This is a genomic window from Lichenicoccus roseus, assembly GCF_005844085.1.
In the GTDB taxonomy this organism is placed as follows: domain Bacteria; phylum Pseudomonadota; class Alphaproteobacteria; order Acetobacterales; family Acetobacteraceae; genus Lichenicoccus; species Lichenicoccus roseus.
The window spans coordinates 1-20,236 of the sequence record NZ_VCDI01000015.1; the positions used below are offsets into that span (position 1 = coordinate 1).

At 61.7% G+C, this 20,236-nt stretch carries 19 protein-coding genes; 9 read left to right on the forward strand and 10 right to left on the reverse strand.

Annotation, left to right across the window (positions count from 1 at the left end):
* On the forward strand, positions 1–258 hold a 258-nt coding region (locus tag FE263_RS22310; RefSeq protein ID WP_456306585.1), incomplete at its 5' end, for a hypothetical protein.
* A 646-nt stretch (positions 259–904) separates the two neighbouring features.
* Here the strand turns inward: FE263_RS22310 and FE263_RS21385 are convergent.
* The 7 genes from FE263_RS21385 to FE263_RS23045 form a co-directional block, all read right to left on the reverse strand.
* Positions 905–2,104, reverse strand: a complete 1,200-nt coding sequence (locus tag FE263_RS21385; protein WP_138328079.1) for a hypothetical protein — start codon at positions 2,102–2,104, stop codon at positions 905–907.
* A 122-nt stretch (positions 2,105–2,226) separates the two neighbouring features.
* Positions 2,227–3,315: a LamG domain-containing protein gene (locus FE263_RS21390; protein ID WP_138328080.1), complete on the reverse strand. Its 1,089-nt coding sequence runs from the start codon at positions 3,313–3,315 to the stop codon at positions 2,227–2,229.
* A 408-nt stretch (positions 3,316–3,723) separates the two neighbouring features.
* Entirely contained in the window at positions 3,724–4,512 is a 789-nt protein-coding gene (locus FE263_RS21395; RefSeq protein ID WP_138328081.1) for a LytR/AlgR family response regulator transcription factor, read from the reverse strand.
* Entirely contained in the window at positions 4,496–5,824 is a 1,329-nt protein-coding gene (locus FE263_RS21400) for a sensor histidine kinase (RefSeq protein ID WP_205880496.1), read from the reverse strand. The genes FE263_RS21395 and FE263_RS21400 overlap by 17 nt, the downstream gene beginning before the upstream one ends.
* 13 nt (positions 5,825–5,837) lie before the next feature.
* On the reverse strand, positions 5,838–7,400 hold the full coding sequence (locus FE263_RS22435; RefSeq protein ID WP_205880497.1) for a carboxymuconolactone decarboxylase family protein: 1,563 nt from the start codon (positions 7,398–7,400) through the stop codon (positions 5,838–5,840).
* 11 nt (positions 7,401–7,411) lie between these two features.
* The gene (locus tag FE263_RS21415) at positions 7,412–7,981 is read right to left on the reverse strand and encodes a carboxymuconolactone decarboxylase family protein (RefSeq protein WP_138328082.1); all 570 of its coding nucleotides are present in this window, start codon (positions 7,979–7,981) and stop codon (positions 7,412–7,414) included.
* A 115-nt stretch (positions 7,982–8,096) separates the two neighbouring features.
* Positions 8,097–8,513 (reverse strand): helix-turn-helix domain-containing protein, encoded by a 417-nt coding sequence (locus FE263_RS23045; RefSeq protein WP_408886231.1) that lies wholly within the window; start codon positions 8,511–8,513, stop codon positions 8,097–8,099.
* Between the two features lie 162 nt (positions 8,514–8,675).
* Between FE263_RS23045 and FE263_RS22740 the strand changes: the two genes are divergently transcribed.
* A complete protein-coding gene (locus FE263_RS22740) occupies positions 8,676–8,906 on the forward strand; it encodes a hypothetical protein (RefSeq protein WP_240760057.1) in 231 nt (76 codons plus the stop codon).
* A 275-nt stretch (positions 8,907–9,181) separates the two neighbouring features.
* Here FE263_RS22740 and FE263_RS23050 read toward each other — a convergent pair whose 3' ends face one another.
* The gene (locus FE263_RS23050; protein WP_138328084.1) at positions 9,182–9,925 is read right to left on the reverse strand and encodes a LytR/AlgR family response regulator transcription factor; all 744 of its coding nucleotides are present in this window, start codon (positions 9,923–9,925) and stop codon (positions 9,182–9,184) included.
* Complete coding sequence (locus FE263_RS21430) at positions 9,922–11,025, reverse strand: sensor histidine kinase (RefSeq protein WP_138328085.1); 1,104 nt, start codon at positions 11,023–11,025, stop codon at positions 9,922–9,924. Before FE263_RS21430 ends, FE263_RS23050 begins: the two co-directional genes overlap by 4 nt.
* A 353-nt stretch (positions 11,026–11,378) precedes the next feature.
* Here FE263_RS21430 and FE263_RS21435 point away from each other — a divergent pair, with 353 nt between their 5' ends.
* The 5 genes from FE263_RS21435 (at position 11,379) to FE263_RS21455 (ending at position 17,661) form a co-directional block, all read left to right on the forward strand.
* Positions 11,379–14,369, forward strand: a complete 2,991-nt coding sequence (locus FE263_RS21435) for a S41 family peptidase (protein ID WP_171034274.1) — start codon at positions 11,379–11,381, stop codon at positions 14,367–14,369.
* A gap of 461 nt (positions 14,370–14,830) precedes the next feature.
* The gene (locus tag FE263_RS21440; RefSeq protein ID WP_138328087.1) at positions 14,831–15,454 is read left to right on the forward strand and encodes a hypothetical protein; all 624 of its coding nucleotides are present in this window, start codon (positions 14,831–14,833) and stop codon (positions 15,452–15,454) included.
* 238 nt (positions 15,455–15,692) lie between these two features.
* Complete coding sequence (locus FE263_RS23055) at positions 15,693–15,938, forward strand: GCG_CRPN prefix-to-repeats domain-containing protein (protein WP_138328088.1); 246 nt, start codon at positions 15,693–15,695, stop codon at positions 15,936–15,938.
* 271 nt (positions 15,939–16,209) lie between these two features.
* On the forward strand, positions 16,210–16,524 hold the full coding sequence (locus tag FE263_RS23060) for an integrase core domain-containing protein (RefSeq protein WP_138328089.1): 315 nt from the start codon (positions 16,210–16,212) through the stop codon (positions 16,522–16,524).
* Between the two features lie 942 nt (positions 16,525–17,466).
* Positions 17,467–17,661, forward strand: coding sequence for a hypothetical protein (locus FE263_RS21455; protein WP_138328090.1), 195 nt, complete (start codon positions 17,467–17,469; stop codon positions 17,659–17,661).
* A gap of 7 nt (positions 17,662–17,668) precedes the next feature.
* On the opposite strand, the gene FE263_RS21460 is transcribed toward FE263_RS21455, so the two are convergent.
* Positions 17,669–18,001, reverse strand: coding sequence for an ester cyclase (locus FE263_RS21460; RefSeq protein ID WP_138328091.1), 333 nt, complete (start codon positions 17,999–18,001; stop codon positions 17,669–17,671).
* Between the two features lie 517 nt (positions 18,002–18,518).
* Between FE263_RS21460 and FE263_RS21465 the strand changes: the two genes are divergently transcribed.
* A complete protein-coding gene (locus FE263_RS21465; protein ID WP_138328092.1) occupies positions 18,519–19,379 on the forward strand; it encodes a sensor histidine kinase in 861 nt (286 codons plus the stop codon).
* A gap of 23 nt (positions 19,380–19,402) precedes the next feature.
* Positions 19,403–20,164 (forward strand): LytR/AlgR family response regulator transcription factor, encoded by a 762-nt coding sequence (locus tag FE263_RS21470; protein WP_205880499.1) that lies wholly within the window; start codon positions 19,403–19,405, stop codon positions 20,162–20,164.
* Positions 20,165–20,236 lie beyond the last annotated feature (72 nt).

Sequence of the window (20,236 nt, forward strand, 5' to 3'; positions counted from 1 at the left end):
CGCTACGACGATCGCAAGGCGTTTGAAGCCGAAGGCAAGACGGACGCGCAGGCCGATGCGGATGTGACCGCGGACTACGCGTCCATGGATCGTAGGACGATGGTCACCAATGCGCGGGACATGGCGGCTCTACTGATTGCCGGGCACATCCAGACCAAATTTGTGGAGTTTCCGAACGAGGACCACTTCTCCGCTGTACCGGCCGCTCTTGGCCGGGCGATCCCCTTCGCGCTCGGTGACGAGCTGCCGCCTTGGTAGCTGCCGTGCGAAACTAAAGAGTGGAGCCACAGCCGCTGGCTCCCACCAAATTAGCCTGTCAGACCTGGATGCCTACTGGTCGATCGAGTGGGTTACTGCTACCTTGCATACTTGGGATGGGCCTTGCACTCAAGCCTAGCCTCGGGCTCGCAGCAGCGCGAACATCATGCGGTTCGAGCCAGTCACGACAAAATCAGTGGCGTCGTGGTCGGTGAGATGACCATCACTGATGACCTTCCCCCTTCCAAGGCCCTGTACAAGAGGCCGATTGGCCGCCGTTGCATCTGCTAGTTCATAGGCGACTTGCAATGGTAGTTTCACCCGCTCCAACGACAGCTTCAAGCCTTGCGCTACAACACGGCAGGGAGGCAGGTCACTCCCGTAGGCTCCGGCCCGTTGTTCAGCACCGTTATGGGGCCCAGGTGACACCGCGCTGAAAGCGTAATGACGACCATCCCGTAGGAACGTAGGAACTGCCCGATGCCAAGGTTAGGGCGGTCTGCCGCAGCTTGGGCAGGTTAAAAGAAACCCAGCCGCGCGTTGGGCGGGGAGGGGCACCGTGGCATTACTACGCCCCCGGGAGTCGCCGCAGCTCCCGCGCAAACCGTATCGCGAAGGAGTCTGCGGCCTTCATCTTACATGTCCTTTAGCTTTTTTGGAACGTCTTGATCGGATCGCCCTGGTGGCTGAGCGCCGCCAGGTGGATCTGGTCGAGGTCGTCCACTCTCATCACGACACCCCAACCGAAATGATGGTTTTGCTCATCCGACACGTTGTCGTCCACCGCAATGGCGATCTGGTTCAAGCCTTTTCGGAGCGGAAGCCCGAAGCTTCCATTGTCTAGGCCCAGTCGCCCGTCCGGCTTCTTTTTCGCACCGGCAATGTCCCAAAGGTTGCGGTCCGAGTAAACCTTCTTACCATTGACAAAGACCCAGATCTCATCGAGCCATCCAATTCGAACGCGCTTGGTCAGGCTGCTATCCGCAGTAATGTTCGACTTTAACCAGGTCAGCGAGACTTCGGGTCCTATCGTTTGGAGACCGTAGGCCCGGCTGAGATTCAATAGGCCGGCGCGCTCGACATGGATTGTCTGCCAGGAAGACTGGGCGGATGGCATGTCGGTGTAGGTCACGTTCCTGCCAACCAAGGCGTTGAGAGCGTGATCCCTGACGGTGGGCCAGACTACCGGTTGCGAGACCTGCCATTGCCGGAGGATGTTCGGATCCTGATCCAGAGGATTGGGTGACGGCTCGTCAGGAAGCCCTTCTGTCTTACCCGGAGTCACGGTGAAGTTTGCATACACGCCTCCATCCGCCAACCGAAGCGCACCCGTAGTTGCGTCGCCTTCCAGCCGGCCTACGATGAGGTCCGGCGCGAGGCTGCGGTTCACGTAGACGTTCATCCGGGTTCGGGAGATCACGAATTTGAAGTGGTTCCAGCTGTCGAGCAAGATGGGGGCCTGATGCTGGTAGCGCCGAAACGCATCCCACATCATCAGGCCGTGGGTGATCGGTGCATATTGGAGGCAGTCGACAGCGGCCGGACAATCGTGGCTCGGGCGCGCGTAGAAGCTGTCAGCCGTACCAGCGTCGCGCACCCGGAAGTCAAAGGTCGGCCCAATAGAAGGACCCTTGGAGCTGATGAGGACATCGAACTCGATGATACCGGTACTGAATGAGAGGCCCTTCGGCGATGCGCTCCCGCCGTTGATCCTGAGGCGGCCGAGCGGGAAGGGATCATCCGGCGGTAAAAATGCGATATCGCCTTCTGTCGCCCAGCCGCCTTTTATCATGCTGACCTGCCCCGGAGTCGTGACTGCGGCGCGCGAGCTGCTCGACATATCCATGGAGGCCGTCAGGCATAGCGCGAGGAGAAGCCGTCTGGCCCATCGCAACTCGATCTGTTGCGTTCCGGGTCGTGAGGTCGGATCAATTTGCCTTGCGGCGGAAGGTATGGATCGCCGAATTGTCATGGCACTCTTGTGCCGGCTGGATCGACGAGGCGCGCTTTCGCGCCCCAGCCGTATGGGCTCGCTTCGAAGCCGCCGACTGACCTTCGCCAGCGATTACCAACGGCAAGCACAATTCGGTTTTCGCCACGCTGCAAATCTAGCTGGATTGACGCGTTGTCCGATTCAAGTCGCCCATCCGGTTGAAGCCTGCCTGCAGCCGGGTGGTAGAAATTGCTCCCGGAATACACGCGTGTCCCGTTCAGGAAGACGGTGATCTCGGGCGCCCAGCCGATGTTGAGGCGATGCCGCGCGGGCTTGTCGGTGGCGAGAGTGAACTGCAGCCAGCCGGTCGCGACTGCAGGCGCGTGCGGGGAACCAAAGGCGCGGCCCAGATCGACGAGTCCGTCAGGCGCGCTTTCAATCGGTTTCCAGGCTGCGTTAGCTGGGATATCCGCCGCAACCGGCGTCCGACCGCCGGGCAATGCAACCGGCGCCGCGCTACGCCAGGTCGTAATCGTCCCAGGGGCCGGCGTCAGGTCTCGAACTGCTGCAAGCGCATCGCCGCCGCCGGCCTTGATGACGAGGTTGGCGTAGACGGCCGGCCCCTTGAAGGCGATCCCACCGTCACCTTTGGCACCTCGCAACTTGACGACGAGGGTCGGCTCCTGGAGATGGTTTACGAAGACCTCCATCCGGCCGCCTGCGACCATGAGGCGGAGATGGTTCCAGCCGGTGGTGGTGATCGGGGCCGGACCCTGCTCGGTCGAGTAGATATTCCAGGACATGAGCCCGTGCGTCACCGGGACATACTGGATACAGTCGTTCGCTGCCGGACAGTCCGGGTCCGCGCGCAGGTAGAGGAATTCACCTGAGTCGTTTCCCTGGCGTCGGAAGATTATGCCGGTGTCGCTGTAGGCGAGTGGCTTGATGTCGAAATCGATGGAACCGTCGGCGAGGTGTGCCATCCGGGAGACCATAATTGCCTCGTCGGGGACCGTCATGACCCCGTCGGGGAAGCCTTCGTAGCTTGCAAAGGCGGTCTTCCCACCCTGACGGTCGGGGATCCAGCCGGCTGCAGGCGCGAGCGTCCATCCCTCGGACGTCATGGGAATAACCGTCGGCGGCTCGGCTGCCGCCAGTGCCGCAACGGGCGGGGCGGTGGGGGCCGCAAGAAACACTATACTAGCCGCCTGCATCGCACGGGTGCGCAGCCGACAGTCTCCTGCCATCCTCGCAGTCGGTCGCGCCGCCGATGGGGTAGGGCCGATGTGGAAACTCTCGCCCAGCTTTCTATAAACTCGACCGAAACGGTGTTGCACAGCAGAACTCCAAGCAGAGCCGGTTCGTGGAGCAGCGAAGCCAGATACGCGAAAGGGACGCGCCAACCCTTGTCAACCACTGCTGGCTCTTTCTGCAGCCTTTATGCGGTAGACCGTCCATCAAGCCGAGCGCCCTGTCACGAACCGGCTCCGCGCAGTTATGAGGCGGTTCCGAGACTGCATGAGTCTTATATATTACAGCTTCTGCTGCAGGCGCTCCTCGAGAGCCGACCGGTGCGTCCGACTCACGCGGCAACGCGCACCGCTCGTCAGCAGCGCCTCGAACTCGCCGTGCGACGTCGGCTCGAGCTGCACCACATGTTCGATGTTGATGATCGTCGATTTGTGGATGCGCAGGAAGCGCCGTGGCTCGAGAACCTTCCCCAGCTCCGTGAGCGAGGCACGGTGCAGCAGGGTCTCTGCCTGAACATGCAGGTTGACGTAAGGACCCGCCCCCTCGATGCGCTCGATCTCGTCGGTCCTGACGAACCGGATTGCACCCCGCGCGCGAACCAGCAGCCGGTCCGGACGGCGCTGGCTCGGACCAGCCGCCAACGTAAATAGGCGCGCCATGCCGCGGGCGAACGCGCCTGCATCCCGCTCCGCAAGGCGAGCCTCGGCACGTGCAAGCGTCGCCCCGAACCGCTCGTCGCTGAACGGCTTCAGGAGATAGTCCAGCGCGTTTGTTTCGAAGGCACGTATGGCGTGCTCGTCGTAGGCGGTGACGAAGACGGTGAGCGGCAGGCGGGCGGAACCTATCGCCTCCACGACAGCGAAGCCGTTCAGCTCCGGCATCTGGATGTCGAGGAAGATGAGATCAAGCGGACCCTCGGAAAGGATCAGTCGCACCGCCTCTCTCCCGTCCGCCGCCTCCTGGATGATGAAGCGCTCGCCCTCCCGCCGCAGCAGGTCACCGATGCGCTGCCGAGCCGGGAGTTCGTCGTCCACGATCAGGATACGAAGCGGATCAGGCTGCGGCGTCATGCCGGTCCCGGACCCGCAGCGGCAGTGACAATGCGACCTCGGTGCCGCCCTCGGGCCGCCGCTGGATGGTCATCCGGCCTGTGCCTTCGGTGTCGAAGCGTTCGATGCGCTCGCGCGTGACCGACAGTCCGACACCCTCGCGCGGGCCATTGGGCAAGAGTGGATATCCGACCCCGTCATCGCGTATCCGGATCTCGAGGCGGCTGGCTGTGCAGCGCGCGGTGATTTCCACTGTCCCACCGGCGATCCGGGGCGCAATGCCATGGCGGATGGCGTTCTCGACCAGGGGCTGCATCAGGAGGCTGGGAACAGCAGCCGCGGCCGCCGCTCGATCCACGACGGCGATGATCCGCAGCCGGTCACCGAACCGCAGACGCTGGATTGCCAGGTAGTGCTCCAGCAGCGCCAGCTCCTCGTCGAGGCAGACCTCGTGGCGGCTACGGTCGTCGAGCGACAGGCGGAGTAGCTCGGCAAGGTGCTCGATCATTGCGCGCGCCAGCCTGCCGTCGCGCGTCACCTGGGACGAGATCGTGTTAAGCGCGTTGAACAGGAAGTGCGGATCGAGCTGCATGCGGAGTGCGTGCAGGCGTGCCTCGCTGAAGTTCCGCTGCAGGCGCTCCATGCGAAGCTCAGTGAAGAGCACCCGCTGCCGTGCCAGGCCGGCTTCGGCGATACCCGCAATCAGTCCATAGACCAGAAGGCCCCAGACGAAGCCACCCTGCAGGGAGTGCGCGACGAGATGCGGATCCCAGATGGTGCTCCACGCACCGATGCCGATGACTGCCGAAACCAATGCCGACACATGCACATCGATCGCGGTGAACAGGGGCGCGAATAGCAAATGCACGCACAGGCGGCGACCGTTCTGCCGGCTGGAGAACGGCAGCGCGTGATTTGCGGCCGTGATCGCAGGTGCCAGCAGCCCCCAGGCCCACCACTCGGCAAGCGACTGCCAGAGCGTCTGCCGGCCTGCCGTACCTGTGCTCAGGGCCGGAAGCGCAAACAGGATGCCAACCGCGGTCCAGAACACGAGCTGCAGGGTTGCCCGCCGGATCGGCCCGTATTCGCGACCGAGGCGAGGAACTGGAGCAAGAGGTTGCGTCCCGGTCATCATCCGGCGAGAGTGATGCTGCCTGGATCGCCGACTTGCAACGTCGATCCCCACCTCGTCTGGAACTGTCACGTTGGGAAGGCCTTCTCGACCGCGTCCGATCCTAGCAATGCTACGCCAGCGGACAATATCGCGGGTGTGACTAGAGAGCCGATTGGATTTTTGAAGGTGCTTTAAACTAAAGCAGCTGCAGAAGATCAAGAGTCTGGGCAAACTAGGTCTCCACCCGCTGCAGTCGGGCTGGTAGAGGGCCACCCGGTGACGGGGAAGCGGTGCCGCCATCGCTTATGACGTAGGCGACCTTGCCGTATTCCCCCGGCGCCCGCCCCCAGGCGACACTACACGGCCCGATCAGCGCTTCGGTAAACGGATCGCCCACAATGCTTTGCGGGAAGCCGCTATTGTCGCCGGGATCCATGAAGATACGGTCGATGGTATTCTGCCGGTGCGTGGCCAGGTAGATGACGCCCGCTTCCTCGTCGAGGCAGAAGTCGTCACCCATACGACCAGCCACCACCAGCTCGGGCAATCCGGCCGCCTCCAGCGTCGCCGGGTCGACCGGCACGCGCATAAGCAGCTTCCTGGCCGTCGCGGTGTAGTAGAGGTGATGGGTCCGCGCAGCGTAGCGGACGCCATTCACGCCAGGCTGTTCTGGCTTAAGCTTGCCAGGGAAGTAGCCCATCGTCTCATGGGCAAGCCAAACCCGGGCCTGGATATCACGCCCGCCTGGCTGTACGTTCACACGCCAGATCAGCCCGGCAAAACAATCGGCGATCAGCACGACGCCGGGTGCAAGCAGGCAGCTGCCGTTCAGGCCGCGCGCGGTGTCCGGAAAGGTATACACTATCTCAGGCTGAACCGGCGTCTCCGGCTGGTAGCCCCGCAGGTCGAGGCGGTGCAGGAACGATTCATGCGTCGTGTAGAGGTTCGAGGTCGACACGAGGAACAGGTCTGGCTCGATCTCGACGAGCCCGGTGGTCGGCTGATCGAAGCGATGCAGCAGGACCGGCTCGACAGGGGCCCCATCGGGTGAGTGCGGGACGTAGAACAGCTCTCTCGCGTTCATCGAGGTGACGAGCACGGAGTTGTCGCTGCGGACCGCGAGGTTCTCCAGGAACGACTTGATCGGAAAGAACGCGATGGGGGTCAACGCACTTTGCCTCGGGCGGCTCGGTCCAGCCTGGGCTGGTGCCACGGGGGCAGGGACCTCGAAGGCGTTCAACAGCCCGCACACGATGTGGTAGCAGCCGGCGAGGTAAACGATGTCCACCAAGCCCTGCTGTCCGAAGGCGGCCTGGGCATCCCGGTAGAGCCCGGCTTCGATGCGATGGCTAGTGGATAGCCCGCGGGCGAAGCGGGCGGCAAGCCTCTCCTGCGTGGTCAAGTCGTCCGGTAACTCGCCCGATACGAGAGCCTGGATGGCGCTCGCAGGCAGCCCCACCCTGGCCGCAACCGCTGTGTGAGCATACAGCTCATACTCCGATCGCCATACTGCCCCGACCGCGAGGATGACGACCTGCCGCACCCGGTCGGACAACGAGGTCTGCGCCTGCTCGGCATCCTGCAGGTCCAGGAAGGCTGTGGTAATCCCGGGGCTGAGCAGCACCGAGTTGAACGGGCCAATCAGCTGGCCGCCATCAGTGGTGCTCTGGAAGCCCGACTGGTCAACCCATGTCACCATGGTTCGGGTAAGGCGGTCATAGAGCGCCCTCTGGTCGTCGGACAGGCCAGCAGGATCGTGCAGGGCAAGACGGCCGCCCAGATGCTTGGAGTCCATGTTGTCTATCCCTACTGTCCAAGTCCGGTGGCGTTGGCCGGGACGTCATAGGCAGCCAGCGTCAGCGACACGCCGGTGAACCAGCCGAGCAGCATGGTGACGTCGACGAGCCCGGCGTCATCGAGCAGCGCCTTCGCGCGGTGATACAGGCCCAACGGAACCACCCGCGCGCTAACCAATGTCACGGCGAGCTCGTAGACCACCTGTTGCCGAGGTTCCTCGAAATGCGTCGGCATACCTGCGATCAGGGCCTCCACCTTGTCCGCCGGCAGGCCGCCTGCATTCTCGGCGATCTTCTCGTGCTCGTAGTTGGAGTAGGCGGCCCGCCAGTGCCCGTTCACCACGTTGGTGGCGATCTCGATCTCCGCCTTGGTCAGCGTGGAGCGCGTCTGGTAGTAGGCGCCGATTGGCACGACCGTTCCCGACAGGGCAGGATTTGCCAGCCAGATCTTGTGCGGGCCCGGCACTTGGCCGCGCAGGCGCGTAGTTGTGTCGTAGGCCTCCTTCATCGTCGCCGGCATCTCGGCGACGGGCACCTCCTGATACCGGCCAAACGTCCTGAAGTCTGGATTGTGCGTCATGATGATCTCCATCCAGTGAGACGATAAGATGCTCCCTTCGCGCTGCGGATCTTCTGGAAACGGAGTGCGACTTACAGTTTTGGCGCACGACGTGGCTGCATCACGCCCGGTTCCGTCAGGCCCGGTTTAGCTGCCGCCACGCCCGCAGGCTGAGCCCGTTCACTTCACGAAAGACAGTCGCGAAATGGCCAGGCTGGCCAAATCCACACCTCAAGGCCACTTCGATTACGGGCAAGTCGGTCTGTTCCAGCAACGCGCGCGCTCTCTCGATCCGTAGACCACGCAAATATCGGTGTGGCGGTAGACCCGTCGCATCCCGGAATGCCCGCACGAACTGTGACGGGCTCAGCCCTATGCTTGCAGCAAGCCGGGATAGCGGCAGATCCTGATCCAGACTGCCGCGCATCTCCTCAACTACGCGATGAACGCGTGAGGCAGGGTAGCGGCCCGCAGGGACGGACCGTGCCTCCCCGAGATTGGAGTGAGCGCGCAGCAAGTGAAGCACGAGGGCCCGCCCAAGGCTCTCCGTCATAAGCGAGGAGCTCGGGCCTGGTGCTTCCGCTTCCGCGAGCAGCAGGCGAGCCAGTTGGTCCGCCGTGTGATCAGGCGAGGCAAAGCAACGCAGGAGCGTCACCGAGCCGGCACCCGGCCCATACGCCTCTCGCGCCACGTCGGTCAGGAGCTCGGATGCGAGATGAAGCAGCACCACATCCGGCCGCCCCTTGAGAATGCGATGCACGGGCTGCCCGGCTGGTGTCACGGAAACCTGCCCGTGCCCGGTCCAGCGACGCTCGCGACATTCGGCTCCATGTCTCTCTTCGACCATGACCGGTCCGACCAGGTGGTCTACCAGCAGCTCATCACGAAGACCGGGCAGGTCGATGGTGCTTGGCGGGTGCCGAAAGCGTTGCAGCGTCAAGCCTAGGCACCTGCCGTCAGACAGAATCAGCAGCGGCCGGCTCGGCAATTGGTCTGCAAGATCCTCAGATGAAAGACGATTATGCCCCACTCTATCCACCCCCCGTCTCGCACCGTTTGAACAAACCCGTCCGGGTGGTCTTATATCTAAGTAATCAAGAAGACCGATCCAGCATCATAAAAATTGCGTTATATACCCTTTCCTAAGATCCGGCTATCCCACATGCGGTAGAGACGACGTCTCTGAAGACTACGGTCAAATGCATCCGTATCTTTAACTTGTTACTTACTACTAGAGCCATTTGTCCGGCCTCTGTGCGGGGCATGCAGCCGAGCCCTGATCAGCGGTAGATAGGTCCTGCCGAGAGGGATGCTGCGACCGTCGACGAGTTCCGCCCGCCAGTCTCTTGGCATACGTCGTATGGCCTGCACTCGATCAAACCGGACAATGAACGAGCGGTGCACGCGCATGAACAGCTTCGGGTCTAGGCGCTCCTCCACTCGGGATAGGGTGTCGCGAACAAGGCTGGAGCGTCCACCGTGCTCGACTCTGACGTAGTCTCGCTCCGCCACCAGAAGATCGACTGCACGTAGGTCCAAGCGAACCACGCCGTGTTCCTGAGGGATCCACCAGTAGCCCGAACCAGATCCTGGCACGGCGCGCGATCGAAGCACTGCTCTAGCAATGGCACGCGCTAGCCGATCAGGGGCGACCGGCTTGAGGAGGTAGTCGACTGCCTCGACCTCGAATGCTTCGATCGCGAACCGGTCGTGGGCAGTCACGAATACTACCGCCGGCGCGCTCGAACCGCCGCTTTGCGCTGCACGCGCTACAGCAAAGCCGTCCAAACCAGGCATGGTGATGTCAAGTAGCAGCAGGTCTGGGGCGAGGCTTGCTACCAGTTGCAGTGCCTCGCCTCCCTCTGCCGCGGTCCCCACCACCTCGATTCCAGCAAGCTGGTGGCACAGCCTAACCAACCGGTCTACAGCCAGTGGCTCGTCGTCAACGACCAGAACGCGGGTCATATGGCGGCAGTTCGGAATGGCAACGCAATTTCGACCTGAAAGCCACCTCCCGGGCGTGCGCCATAGACGCACCACGCCCGGCCGCCGAAGCGGGCGGCAAGACGCCCGGCGACGTTGCGTAGACCAACGCCCGTTCCAGCGACGTCGGGGGCGGCTCCGGGACCATCGTCCTCTACGTGTAGGTGCAGCACGTCGCCTTTGCGAAAAGCCCAGAGCGACACGGTGACGGGGCGCGCTACCCGTGCAACCGCGTGGCGGACGGCGTTCTCTATTACTGGTTGGAGGATTAACGGCGGTACCAACGCTACCCGAGTAGCGCCGAGCGGACGTACATCCACCCGCAGTCGATCGCCAAATCGAACACGCTCGATCGCGAGGTAGATCTCTTGTAGCCGCAGCTCGCGTTCGAGAGCGACGTCCGCTGTGGCGTCGGTCGCAAGCGTTTCCCGCATAAACTCTGCCAACGCTGCGATCGTGCGTTCCGCTTCTGCCGGCCGCTCGGCCATAACAAGCGCAGAGATCGTATTGAGCGCGTTGAACATGAAGTGCGGTTCGAGCTGATAGCGCAGAGCGCGGAGTTCGGCCTCGCGAGCGTCACCCCTGGCATCGGCCTCGCGCATGGCGCTATCGAAAGCGTTGGTCAACGTCGCCCAGGCAGCAAACAGGAAGTAATTCTCGGTTATGGTCTGTGCCGCGATTTCCGGTAATCTAACTTCAGCGCGGAAGCTTGCCGACCACAGTGCCTCCGGATTGAAAACAAACATGACGTCGTAGTTGACCAAGGCCAGGATGCCAGCCGGTACGGCAGCGAGCAGCAGACTGGCGCCGATGCGAACCGTGATTGCACGGGATACGAACCGCTGTAAAGCAAGGTGCAGAAACCAAGTCAGGCCAGCGCCGACCGCCGCAACCACCAGGTGGCGTTCGAGCAAAAGCTTCCTGTGAGGGAACGTTATCAGCGCGATCCGGAGCGCCACCAGCGCTAGATAGACTGTCCAGACGCCGGCAATCGACGTTAGCACGAACCGCTCGCGCGACCTGCTTGCAAGTCGGACTTTGCCGAGCAACCAGGAAGCCGAGCGATAAGGGGTCAGCCGCATGATCCGAAGCTAACACAGGACTGGGGCGGTGACGCGTCCGCGAAGGCGCCACTCGTCGCGTCGTGATCACCATTCGTCGCATTCCTGCTTCTTCGGACAGCTTATCGTCACATAACAGCATAGCCTATGGAGTTATTGCTATTCCGTTCACCCCGAACCGACTTCCGACCGCTTCGACGCTGATCCTCGGCCTGCTGAGCGCTATATCGACTTCTGCCGCGGCTGCGTCGGTATTGCCGCGTTTCCCAGACGCTGGTCCTAACGGCATCGTCTTCGTGGCTCGGGACATACTCTGGACGATGCCCCCGGCCGGCGGTCTCGCAACGCGCCTTGCTGGTGGATCAGGGCGGATCATGCTGCCGCGAGTGTCACCGGACGGACGCTGGGTAGCCTACACCTTGATTCACGGCGCCACTGCAGACGTCGATCTGGTTCCAAGCAAGGGGGGGATTCCGCGGCGTTTGACTTTCACTTCCACCGAAGGACTCTCGCGTGGAGCACCCGACAACATGGTGATGGGCTGGACGCCTGACTCCGCCCAAGTGTTGTTCTTGTCGCGACGGTGGAGCTGGAACGGCTGGGTCGAACGGCCGTTTGCTGTGCAAGTGTCCGGCGGCGAGCCGCGACCGCTGCCGCTCAACCGGGCCGGGTTTCTCGACTCTTCGCCAGATGGCAAACGGATCGTAGCGGCCCGGGCTTTGCGCGACTTTGTCCCCTGGAAGCGATATGTAGGTGGCGAAGCACAAGGCCTCGAAGTCGTGGAGCTCCGAAATGGTGCGACACGACGCTTGCCGGGTTGCGCGGACGGCGACACTGCGCCGATGTGGCTTGGCAATAGGATTTATGTCCTATCAGATCGTGATCACCTGCATCGGTCCAACATCTGGTCGATCGATTTTAGCACAGGCTCAGCGCGGGAGGTGACGCACTTCACTGATGGTGACGTGTCGTTCCCCGCCCGCGGCGCGGGCGGCATCACTTTCGAGCAGGGCGGGCGGCTGTGGCGGATGTCACCCGAGTCCGGCCCACCAGTGCCGGTGCCGGTCGTGCTTCCTGACGACGGCAGCGAGCCGGGACCGCACATAGTCGACGGTTCGCACTTTATCCGCACGGTGCAGGATGGGCAGTATCCTTCTGTCGAACCGCATGCCGACTTCTCACTATCTCCAACCGGTAAGATGGTGGCGGTGTCGGCCCGCGGCCGGATTGTCACCTGGCCGCTCGGCGGCGCGAATGGTAGCGCGCAGGACCTGACCGGTACGGTTGCAGCCGACGAGGACCATCCGGAGTTCTCTCCTGACGGCACGTTTATAGCCTACACCACAGACCGCGACGGAGAGTGGCAGTTGGCGGTGCGGTCGGCATCCGGAGGCGCCGAGCAACGCCTGACCCACTTTCACAATGGATACCTGTATCAACCGATCTGGTCTCCAAACGGGCGGTTTCTGGCGGTGCCGGATGCGAACCACCACTTATGGTTAGTGCAGCGTGACAACGGGACGGTATCACAGGTAGGCAATGACCTGGACCAAGAGATTCGCGACCTCGCCTTTTCGCCGGATGGGCGCTGGCTGGTGTTCGGCAGCTTTGATGCTCAGGGACTCGGCAGTCTGCATTTGGTTGACGTCAAGCGTGGCCGTCAGGTCGCGCCGCTCACTGGGCTGGATGACGCGCGTATGCCAAATTTCGCGGCAGACGGGCGACTGGTGTTTGCGTCGCGTCGGGAAGGTGTCGAACTCCGATCAACCAGCGACGGCGACCTCGCGACCGCGGCGCCAGACGGGATCTACGCCGCCCGGCTGGGCGACCAGGGTGCAGTGCGTGACGTTGAGCGTCTACCGGCTCTAGCGGCTCAGATTGCCGAGCTAAAAGTGAGTGGTTCTGAGGTGATGTACAGCACCCTTCCGCCGCAAACCCTAGAAGGTGGAATGCCTGGAGAGCGCGCCCAACTGCATGCACTTGGGCTACAAACCGGCCGCGATCGGATATTACCGATTGCCGCGGGACCTTTTGTACTGTCGAGTGACGGCCAAGTCTTGTTGTCACGTGTTGGTAGAGACTGGAAGCGTATTGGCCTTGGCGAGACCATACCTGTCGCATCAACGGTACAATTACCCAGCGTTGCCTTGAAGGTCGACCCTCGCACGGAATGGCAGGAGATGTTTGAGGAAACTTGGCGTTTGACACGCGACCAGTTCGCCGACCCGACGCTAAACGGTGTCGACTGGCAAGCGGTGCACGATCGCTACGCTGCGCTACTGCCGAAGCTTGGCTCGCGCGATGACCTGAACGCGCTGCTAACCGGGATGCTGGGGGAGGTGGGTGCCTCACACTTCCGTGTTGTTGGGGGTGATGAGGGACCTCCACCCGCCCCGGTGCGGGAAGCGGCCGGGTTAGGTGCCGATCTGGTAGCGGATCCGCTTACCGGACGATACCGGTTCGCACGGATTTACCGCGGGGACCTGCGGCCAGACGACCGCGCTCCACTTGGACTGGAAACCGGCGTCATAGAAGGCGACACGCTTCTTGCCGTTGACGGCAAAGAACTGCACACATCGGATGGCCTTGATGAGGTTCTTGCAAAGACAACAGGACCGGCACTGGAGCTGACAGTTAGTCGCGGGTCGACGGGGCTCAGGCATGATGTCGCCGTACTACCGACTGACGACGAGGGCGGCCTGCGTCAGGCAGACTGGATCGCTACCCGTCGCGCTCTCACGCACAAGCTATCTGAAGGACTAGTCGGCTACATATACTTGACCGATATGGGCGAAGCCGGGGCTGAGCAGTTCGCACGTCAATTTCAGTCAGCACTTACCAAGTCGGGCTTGGTAATCGACGTCCGCTTCAATCGTGGCGGTTACCTCAGCCCGATGCTGATCGAGGACCTGATGCGCCACCGCTACGGCGATTTCGTTAACCGAGAAGGTGGTCGTGAAGGTCGGCCAGTGCAAGTTGTAGCTGGGCCGAAGGCAGTGTTGGTTAACGGTTACTCTGTCTCCGACGCCGAAAACTTTGCCCAGATGTTCAAGCAAACTAAGCTCGGTGCGCTGGTTGGCACCAGGACGATGGGTGGAGTACTGGGCGTCGCCGGCGCGTGGCACCTGCTTGACGGCGGTATGGTGGCAATACCGTTCAGTCAGCTGATGGACGATCGGGATCATAGGATGATCGAGGGGCGGGGGGTGATTCCTGACATAGTGGTCGATGATCTCGGACCGCGTGTGGATGCCGATCAAGACCCACAATTATCGACTGCGATTTCTAACATCCTCCACAAATTAGCGAGACGAGCGGAAGAGGGTTTGCGACGACGCAGCGCCGCTTCCACCAGGACCAGGTGAAGTGGGGGAGCCCGCCACTTTACTTGTTGGAGCGTGAAGCCGCGGACATGATAAGTTTAGCAAAGACTCGTGGTCCGGGGCCGAGTGGGAGAAACGCATCACCTCTTCACCATAAGCTGCAAGACCGCCCCCTCCTACCAAAACTCCCCGCAGCTTCGGCGCTCTTTCCGGCCTTTGATGAGTTGAAAGAATTACTTCGGGATGAAGTGGTCCTGAGAATGTCCACCAGAATCGAACTTTCAGACCGGTTCAGGGCTGGTTTTTGCCATTTTCGTGCGCGGGTAGAAGCTGCGAAGTCAGTTCCTTCCCGGATCGTGCCTGATGTAGCTCCGCCTACGATTCCGCGACGGGATAATACCATCTCCGCCTAACGTCTGCCTAGGCCGTTGACAAACTCGCCGCATTAACCGTGCTTGCACCCAATTCTCAAGGAAGTAATCATCTTAACTAGGATGACGATCATGCCTCAGTCAGTCAGAGACGCAACAGCCAAAGCTTGCATAGCTTTCCTCTTCCTGGCTGTTACTATAATGCCATCAATCCTCCACGCCGACACGCAACCACATCATCCATTCCGTACTCTGGCTTCTCACCCGCACTTAGAAGCGGCTACTGAAGACGTTGCGACCATTGATGCAATAGTTGAAGCACTCGCTAAAACCATTTCAGCCCCGGCCGGCGGTGTGATTGACAGCAAGCGACTTGCCTCACTTTTTATTCCAGGCGGCCGTATCGTGATCGGCGTTGATCCTAAACCGGGACGATCAGCCGACGTCGTACTCGTATCGCCGAATGAATATGCTGACAACTTCAATCGGGCGATGAAAGCAAGCAGCAGCAGGGAGGGCGGTTTCTTCGATCGTGTGGTTGCAAATCGGGTTGAGCATTTCGGAATCATGGCACACGTTTACTCGAGCTATGAGTCTCGCGAATCACTTAGCGGTTCCAAACCATTCCGGCGCGGCATTAAGTCGTTCGAGTTGTTGAAAAGCGGAGAGCGCTGGTATATTGTTGAACTCTATTATGATTTCGAACGCCCGGGCACACCAATCTCAGCAACCTACATGAAGCCCTCCAAGGAATAACGTTTAGTCATGAGCCACCTTCTATATGGATCCGGAGCATAATGTCTTGACCGAACAAGCGGTCATGCTCACAACGTGTAAGCAAGAGATGGTTACTGGAAAGCTACGTCTCTGAACATTTGAGCGCTCATAGAGCACGGTGTATGACTCAAGAAACGTATCGGACGTCTCCACTTTAGCTCGTTCCGGTCATCTTATTGTTTCCTGATCTGTAAGTTTACTATGATTGGATTTACTTATGCGATCGGTAAAGCTCATCGTTGGAGTTGTGGGAGCAGTCTTAACCTTCCAATCGGTAGCGCATGCATCAGGCGGTTGCGGGCCTGCTTACCACCGTGGTCCATACGGCTATTGCCGGCCGAACTTCCGTCCTGGACCTGTCGGACCTCGGATCGGTTATTACTACCCCGGGCAAGGGTGGTGGTACCGCAACCATTATTGGGGTGGCCGCTACCGGTGGCACGGTTATTGGCGCTATCGGTAAACGGCTCATGAATGCGCGGGTCCGTTTATACGCTTTGCAAGGAGGCGGGCAGGATGCCGCCACGTGTTCCGACCTGTGACCGCCGAGATCATCGCCTGGCAAGCCAGCACCGGCGGCGTCAACGGCGAGATGGTGCGCGATCTGATCGCTCGCCTGCGTCGGGCGGCGGTTCAATGCCTTGCGGGCACCCCATCCCTCACAGTAGCTCGCGAATAACGGGTCCGCTTATGCCGCTCGCGAGACCCTAGGGTTTGCTACCGCCCTTTCCCTCGTGCCCTGCCTTACCCCGGTCCGGAGCCCGGAAAGCAACGGTGTCAGCGAAGCCTTCGTTCGAAACCCTCGAGCGCAGCTACGCGCGCATACAGCCTCGGCCGGCGCTCTCGCGGTGTTGCAGCAGCCTCCGGCTTGGATCAACGACTACAACGACAATCATCCGCATAGCGGCTTGCGCATGCGCTCACCTCGTGAGTTCATCCATGCCCAATCGCAACGTGCCTCGTGTTCGGTTCGATGGGGGCAACTCCACTGGATTACGTGGCAGAAGGCCGAGCTATGGCTTCAGTGCAGGCTCGAGCCCGCTCGATGAACTTGCGTTCGAATTCTGACTTCGACGGAATGGTTGAGAGGTAGGCATCAACCGCTTTTTTGGTGCGCCTACGTAGCATTGGATCACTTAAGCTCGCATGATCGATCACCTCACGAATGGCCGTCTCAATTGCAAGCAGGCGAGGGCCGAGGCCAAAACCTATACTTTCTGAGAATTCGGTGGCTTTCATATCACGTGGTGATGACTTTGGTGTCTGGAAAACGAAGGACAGCCTGCCAATCCGGCAGTCACCTACGGCCGCTTTGTCTGTCTCAATGTCTCCTGATCGGCAGGACTGAATTGCTTCATTACTGCCTCGCCTCTCAGCTCACAAGCTTGACGCGAGTAATCCTGCGCTAGGGGGACATCACCGAGCCGTAGATACGCCTCAGCCATTGTGAGGTATGCAAGTGGTGCTCGGACAGAAGCGCAGAACAAAAGGGCAGAGCTTGCCATCTCAAGAGCGCCTCGATAGTCACCACATCTGAGAAGCGCAGCACCAAGGGAACTGCGGATCCACGGAATGATGTCGTCACCCTGCAGATGCTCTTCAGCGAAGGTCAAAGCCCCCCTCCAGGCGTCTCGTGCGACTTCGTACTCCCCGTCAGCGCCGGCGCAAATGCCAAGGCTTGCCAACTCAAGGGCGCGCGATCGATGCTCTTCGATGACTGTGTCCAAACTCACTTTGCACTCTCCGCCACATATTGATCCTCTTCATTCTGATCTTTAGCAAAATCGATGTCGGGCCGCCACTCGGCAGAGTCAGTTGCCCGTTCTCCTGCGAAACTATAGCGCTCATCGCCATACGCGGCGACCCATTCCAGGACCAAGCCTCAGACGTTGTGGAATGTGCTTTGCAGTAGTGGACGAGGCGAAGGACCCTAATGACGTCGTCCGGAGCTAGCTAATAGCCATGAGGTGACTGACGGGATGGTCGTTCGATTGCCTGATCCCACCGATGCGCGTGGCCAAACTGTGGAGGTCACCAAGACGGGCCGGATAGCTCTTGCACCATCGCAGGCGGCGCGCACGAACTGGATCGCGGCCGGGCTGCAGAAACATGCAACCGCATCCGAGCGCCAGGCGATCAGTACAGCGCTCGGCGCACTGCGCCGTCTGACCGCCGCCCCGGAATGATAAGCGGTCAGTTGATTCGCAACAGGGCCAACACGGCGGCGAGGCTGTTGATTCCCCAATGCTCGGCATAGCGGCCGTTCTCCACACGGACGATGTCGATGACGTCAATGGTGACGGACCGGCCGGTGGGCGCGATTCCCATCAACTCACCCGAATGGACTTTGGCGATCGTCTTGCGCGTCGTCACCTTGTCGCCTTCCGCGTTGTCCGGGGCGCCAGGCGGCGCGGACCGGTTCACGAACCCAGGTGCCATGAGCTGCTCGAACGACACGCGGTTCCCGTCCTGGATAACTTCGGCGTTGAACCGCTGAACGACGTGCCTGGGTGTCTGTGGATCCATGATGATGACCATCCCGCCAGTAACGGTGTATCGACCGGGACCAAGCCGGCTTTCCTACATATGCACAGGAAGGCTGTATAGTTCAGCGTGGCGCTCGGGCACCAGCGGGCGGCAGAGTTACACATACAAAGAGCGCGTGTCTCAGCGCAGGCATTTTTGGCCAGGCGCGGCACATCGGCTTCGGGGGGCTAGGAGAGGACGATAGCGGTTTTCATAATACAGGGTTCATCGCCAGCCGCCGAAAGCCCGCTAGAATTGCTGATGCTCGAGCCGCGTCATGCCGTCTGATGGTCGTCGTACTTCAGACGTGACCACGCTGTCAGGCCCGTGGCTCCCGGCGATGCTGCTTTGGCTCGGGGTCGCGAGCCTGAACGTGATGATTGGGCTGATAAGCGCCGCGCCCAGCGAGGTCCCGGGGAGCATCGGCGTGGCCGGCTGCGGCGCAGCCTTGTCCGGCCTCATGATCCTGATGGTGCGACGTTGGGTCGTGCCCGGCTAATCGCCGGCTCGAGCGCTCTTGGGCAGCAGCGTGGTGGCAGCCGGCTCGATACTCTGGCTGATTGATACGATCCGCCAGATCGGCTTCGACCACGTCGTCCAGCAAGGACTTGGACGCGGCGCGTTGTATGTGTACCGCTACAACTGGGTGTATTTCGTCCTGCTGTTCTGCCTGCAGGCAGCAGTGCTGGCGGTCTGGAAGCAGGGACAAGATCTGCAGGACAGGGAGCGCCAGATCGCGGATATCCGCATCGCAGTGCAACAGGCGCGACTCGATGCGTTGCGCCTGCAGCTCAGCCCGCACTTCCTGTTCAACACCCTGAACGCGGTCTCGGTAATGACGGCGGAAGCAGGGGCGGACGAAGCGCGGGAGATGATCGACCGGCTGGCGGCGTTCCTGCGTGCGACTCTGGAAGCCGGCGCCGACGAGATGGTGTCCTTGCCTGGCGAGCTAGGGACCGTCGAAGCCTATCTCGACATCGAGGCGGTGCGGCTTGGAGAACGGTTGCGCGTGCACTACGCGGTGGAGGACGGGCTGGATACAGTTTCCGTTCCGGCGCTGATTCTGCAGCCTCTGGTGGAAAACGCTATCAAGCACGCCGTGTCGCCGTCGCCGCAGGCGACAACCATCTGGATCCGGGCCTTCCGGGCCGGGGAGCAGCTTGTACTCGAAGTGGAAAACGAGACTGCGGATCAATCGACGACGACGGACAGAGTTCCGGAAGGCAGGTCGGCGCAGCCAGGGTCCGGGCTTGGGCTCCGCAACGTTTCGGAGCGGCTCAGGACGCGATTCGGTAGGGAGGCGAGCCTGCAGGCGTCGGTGACGACGCGCGGGTTCCGGGCACGGTTATACCTCCCCGCCCAGAACAGCCGCCTGTGACTACCCCCGTTCTCATTCGGGTCGTGATCGCCGACGACGAGCCGGTCGCGTTGCGCGGGCTGCGGTCCATGCTGGCGGCGGTGCCGGCCGTGGAGATCGTCGGTGAGGCCAGAACGGGCGACGAGGCGTTGACGATGATCACCGGGTCGGCGCCGGAGCTGGCCATTCTAGACATCCAGATGCCGGGTCTCAGTGGGTTGACAGTGGCAGCACGGCTCGGGGCGCAGCCGGCCAGCGGCGGAGCGGCCCCGGAGATCGTGTTCCTGTCTGCCTATGACCGCTATGCGGCCGACGCGTTCGCGGTGGAGGCGACCGACTACCTGCTTAAACCGGTGCGGCCGGAGCGGCTGCGCGAGGCGGTGGAGCGGGCACGCCGACGGCGCACCGAGCGCGCAGCCGCCCGCGGCCCGACGGAGAACCCGCTCACGACGGCCGACATCCTGGCGCGTCCTGCCTTACAGGTGCCTGACCGGCACGGCGACGTCGCGGTGCCGCTGGACGAACTCGTCTGGATCGAGGCCGCCAAGGACTATGCGTTGCTGCATACCCGCACGCGGACCCACATCCTGCGGATCACCATGGCGGAGCTGCCGTCGCGCCTGTCGGCGGACTTCCTGCGTGTGCACCGCTCCGCGGTAGTGTCCTGGCCCATGATGCGGCGGGTGATATTTGGCCTTAAAGGGGCGATCACCCTGCTGCTGGCCGACGGGACCGAGGTCCAGGTTGGACCGAGCTACGCGCAAACCGTTCGGGCGCGGTGGCGGAACGGCGGCAACCTGTCCTGAGCCGCCTGCGACGAAGCGGCCGCGTGTGCGACGGAAGCGGATTTCGCTTTCGAGCCGGACAGGGATGATCGG

Coding starts and splice junctions, on each gene's coding strand:
- FE263_RS22435 (WP_205880497.1), bottom strand. CDS start 7,400: ATGGACTCCAAGCATCTGGGCGGCCGTCTTGCCCTGCACGATCCTGCT.
- FE263_RS21430 (WP_138328085.1), bottom strand. CDS start 11,025: ATGCGGCTGACCCCTTATCGCTCGGCTTCCTGGTTGCTCGGCAAAGTC.
- FE263_RS22740 (WP_240760057.1), top strand. CDS start 8,676: ATGAAGCAGCACCACATCCGGCCGCCCCTTGAGAATGCGATGCACGGG.
- FE263_RS21440 (WP_138328087.1), top strand. CDS start 14,831: ATGCCTCAGTCAGTCAGAGACGCAACAGCCAAAGCTTGCATAGCTTTC.
- FE263_RS21385 (WP_138328079.1), bottom strand. CDS start 2,104: ATGGATATGTCGAGCAGCTCGCGCGCCGCAGTCACGACTCCGGGGCAG.
- FE263_RS21390 (WP_138328080.1), bottom strand. CDS start 3,315: ATGACGTCCGAGGGATGGACGCTCGCGCCTGCAGCCGGCTGGATCCCC.
- FE263_RS21435 (WP_171034274.1), top strand. CDS start 11,379: ATGCTGCCGCGAGTGTCACCGGACGGACGCTGGGTAGCCTACACCTTG.
- FE263_RS23050 (WP_138328084.1), bottom strand. CDS start 9,925: ATGACCCGCGTTCTGGTCGTTGACGACGAGCCACTGGCTGTAGACCGG.
- FE263_RS23055 (WP_138328088.1), top strand. CDS start 15,693: ATGCGATCGGTAAAGCTCATCGTTGGAGTTGTGGGAGCAGTCTTAACC.
- FE263_RS23045 (WP_408886231.1), bottom strand. CDS start 8,513: ATGACGGAGAGCCTTGGGCGGGCCCTCGTGCTTCACTTGCTGCGCGCT.
- FE263_RS21395 (WP_138328081.1), bottom strand. CDS start 4,512: ATGACGCCGCAGCCTGATCCGCTTCGTATCCTGATCGTGGACGACGAA.
- FE263_RS21460 (WP_138328091.1), bottom strand. CDS start 18,001: ATGGATCCACAGACACCCAGGCACGTCGTTCAGCGGTTCAACGCCGAA.
- FE263_RS21415 (WP_138328082.1), bottom strand. CDS start 7,981: ATGACGCACAATCCAGACTTCAGGACGTTTGGCCGGTATCAGGAGGTG.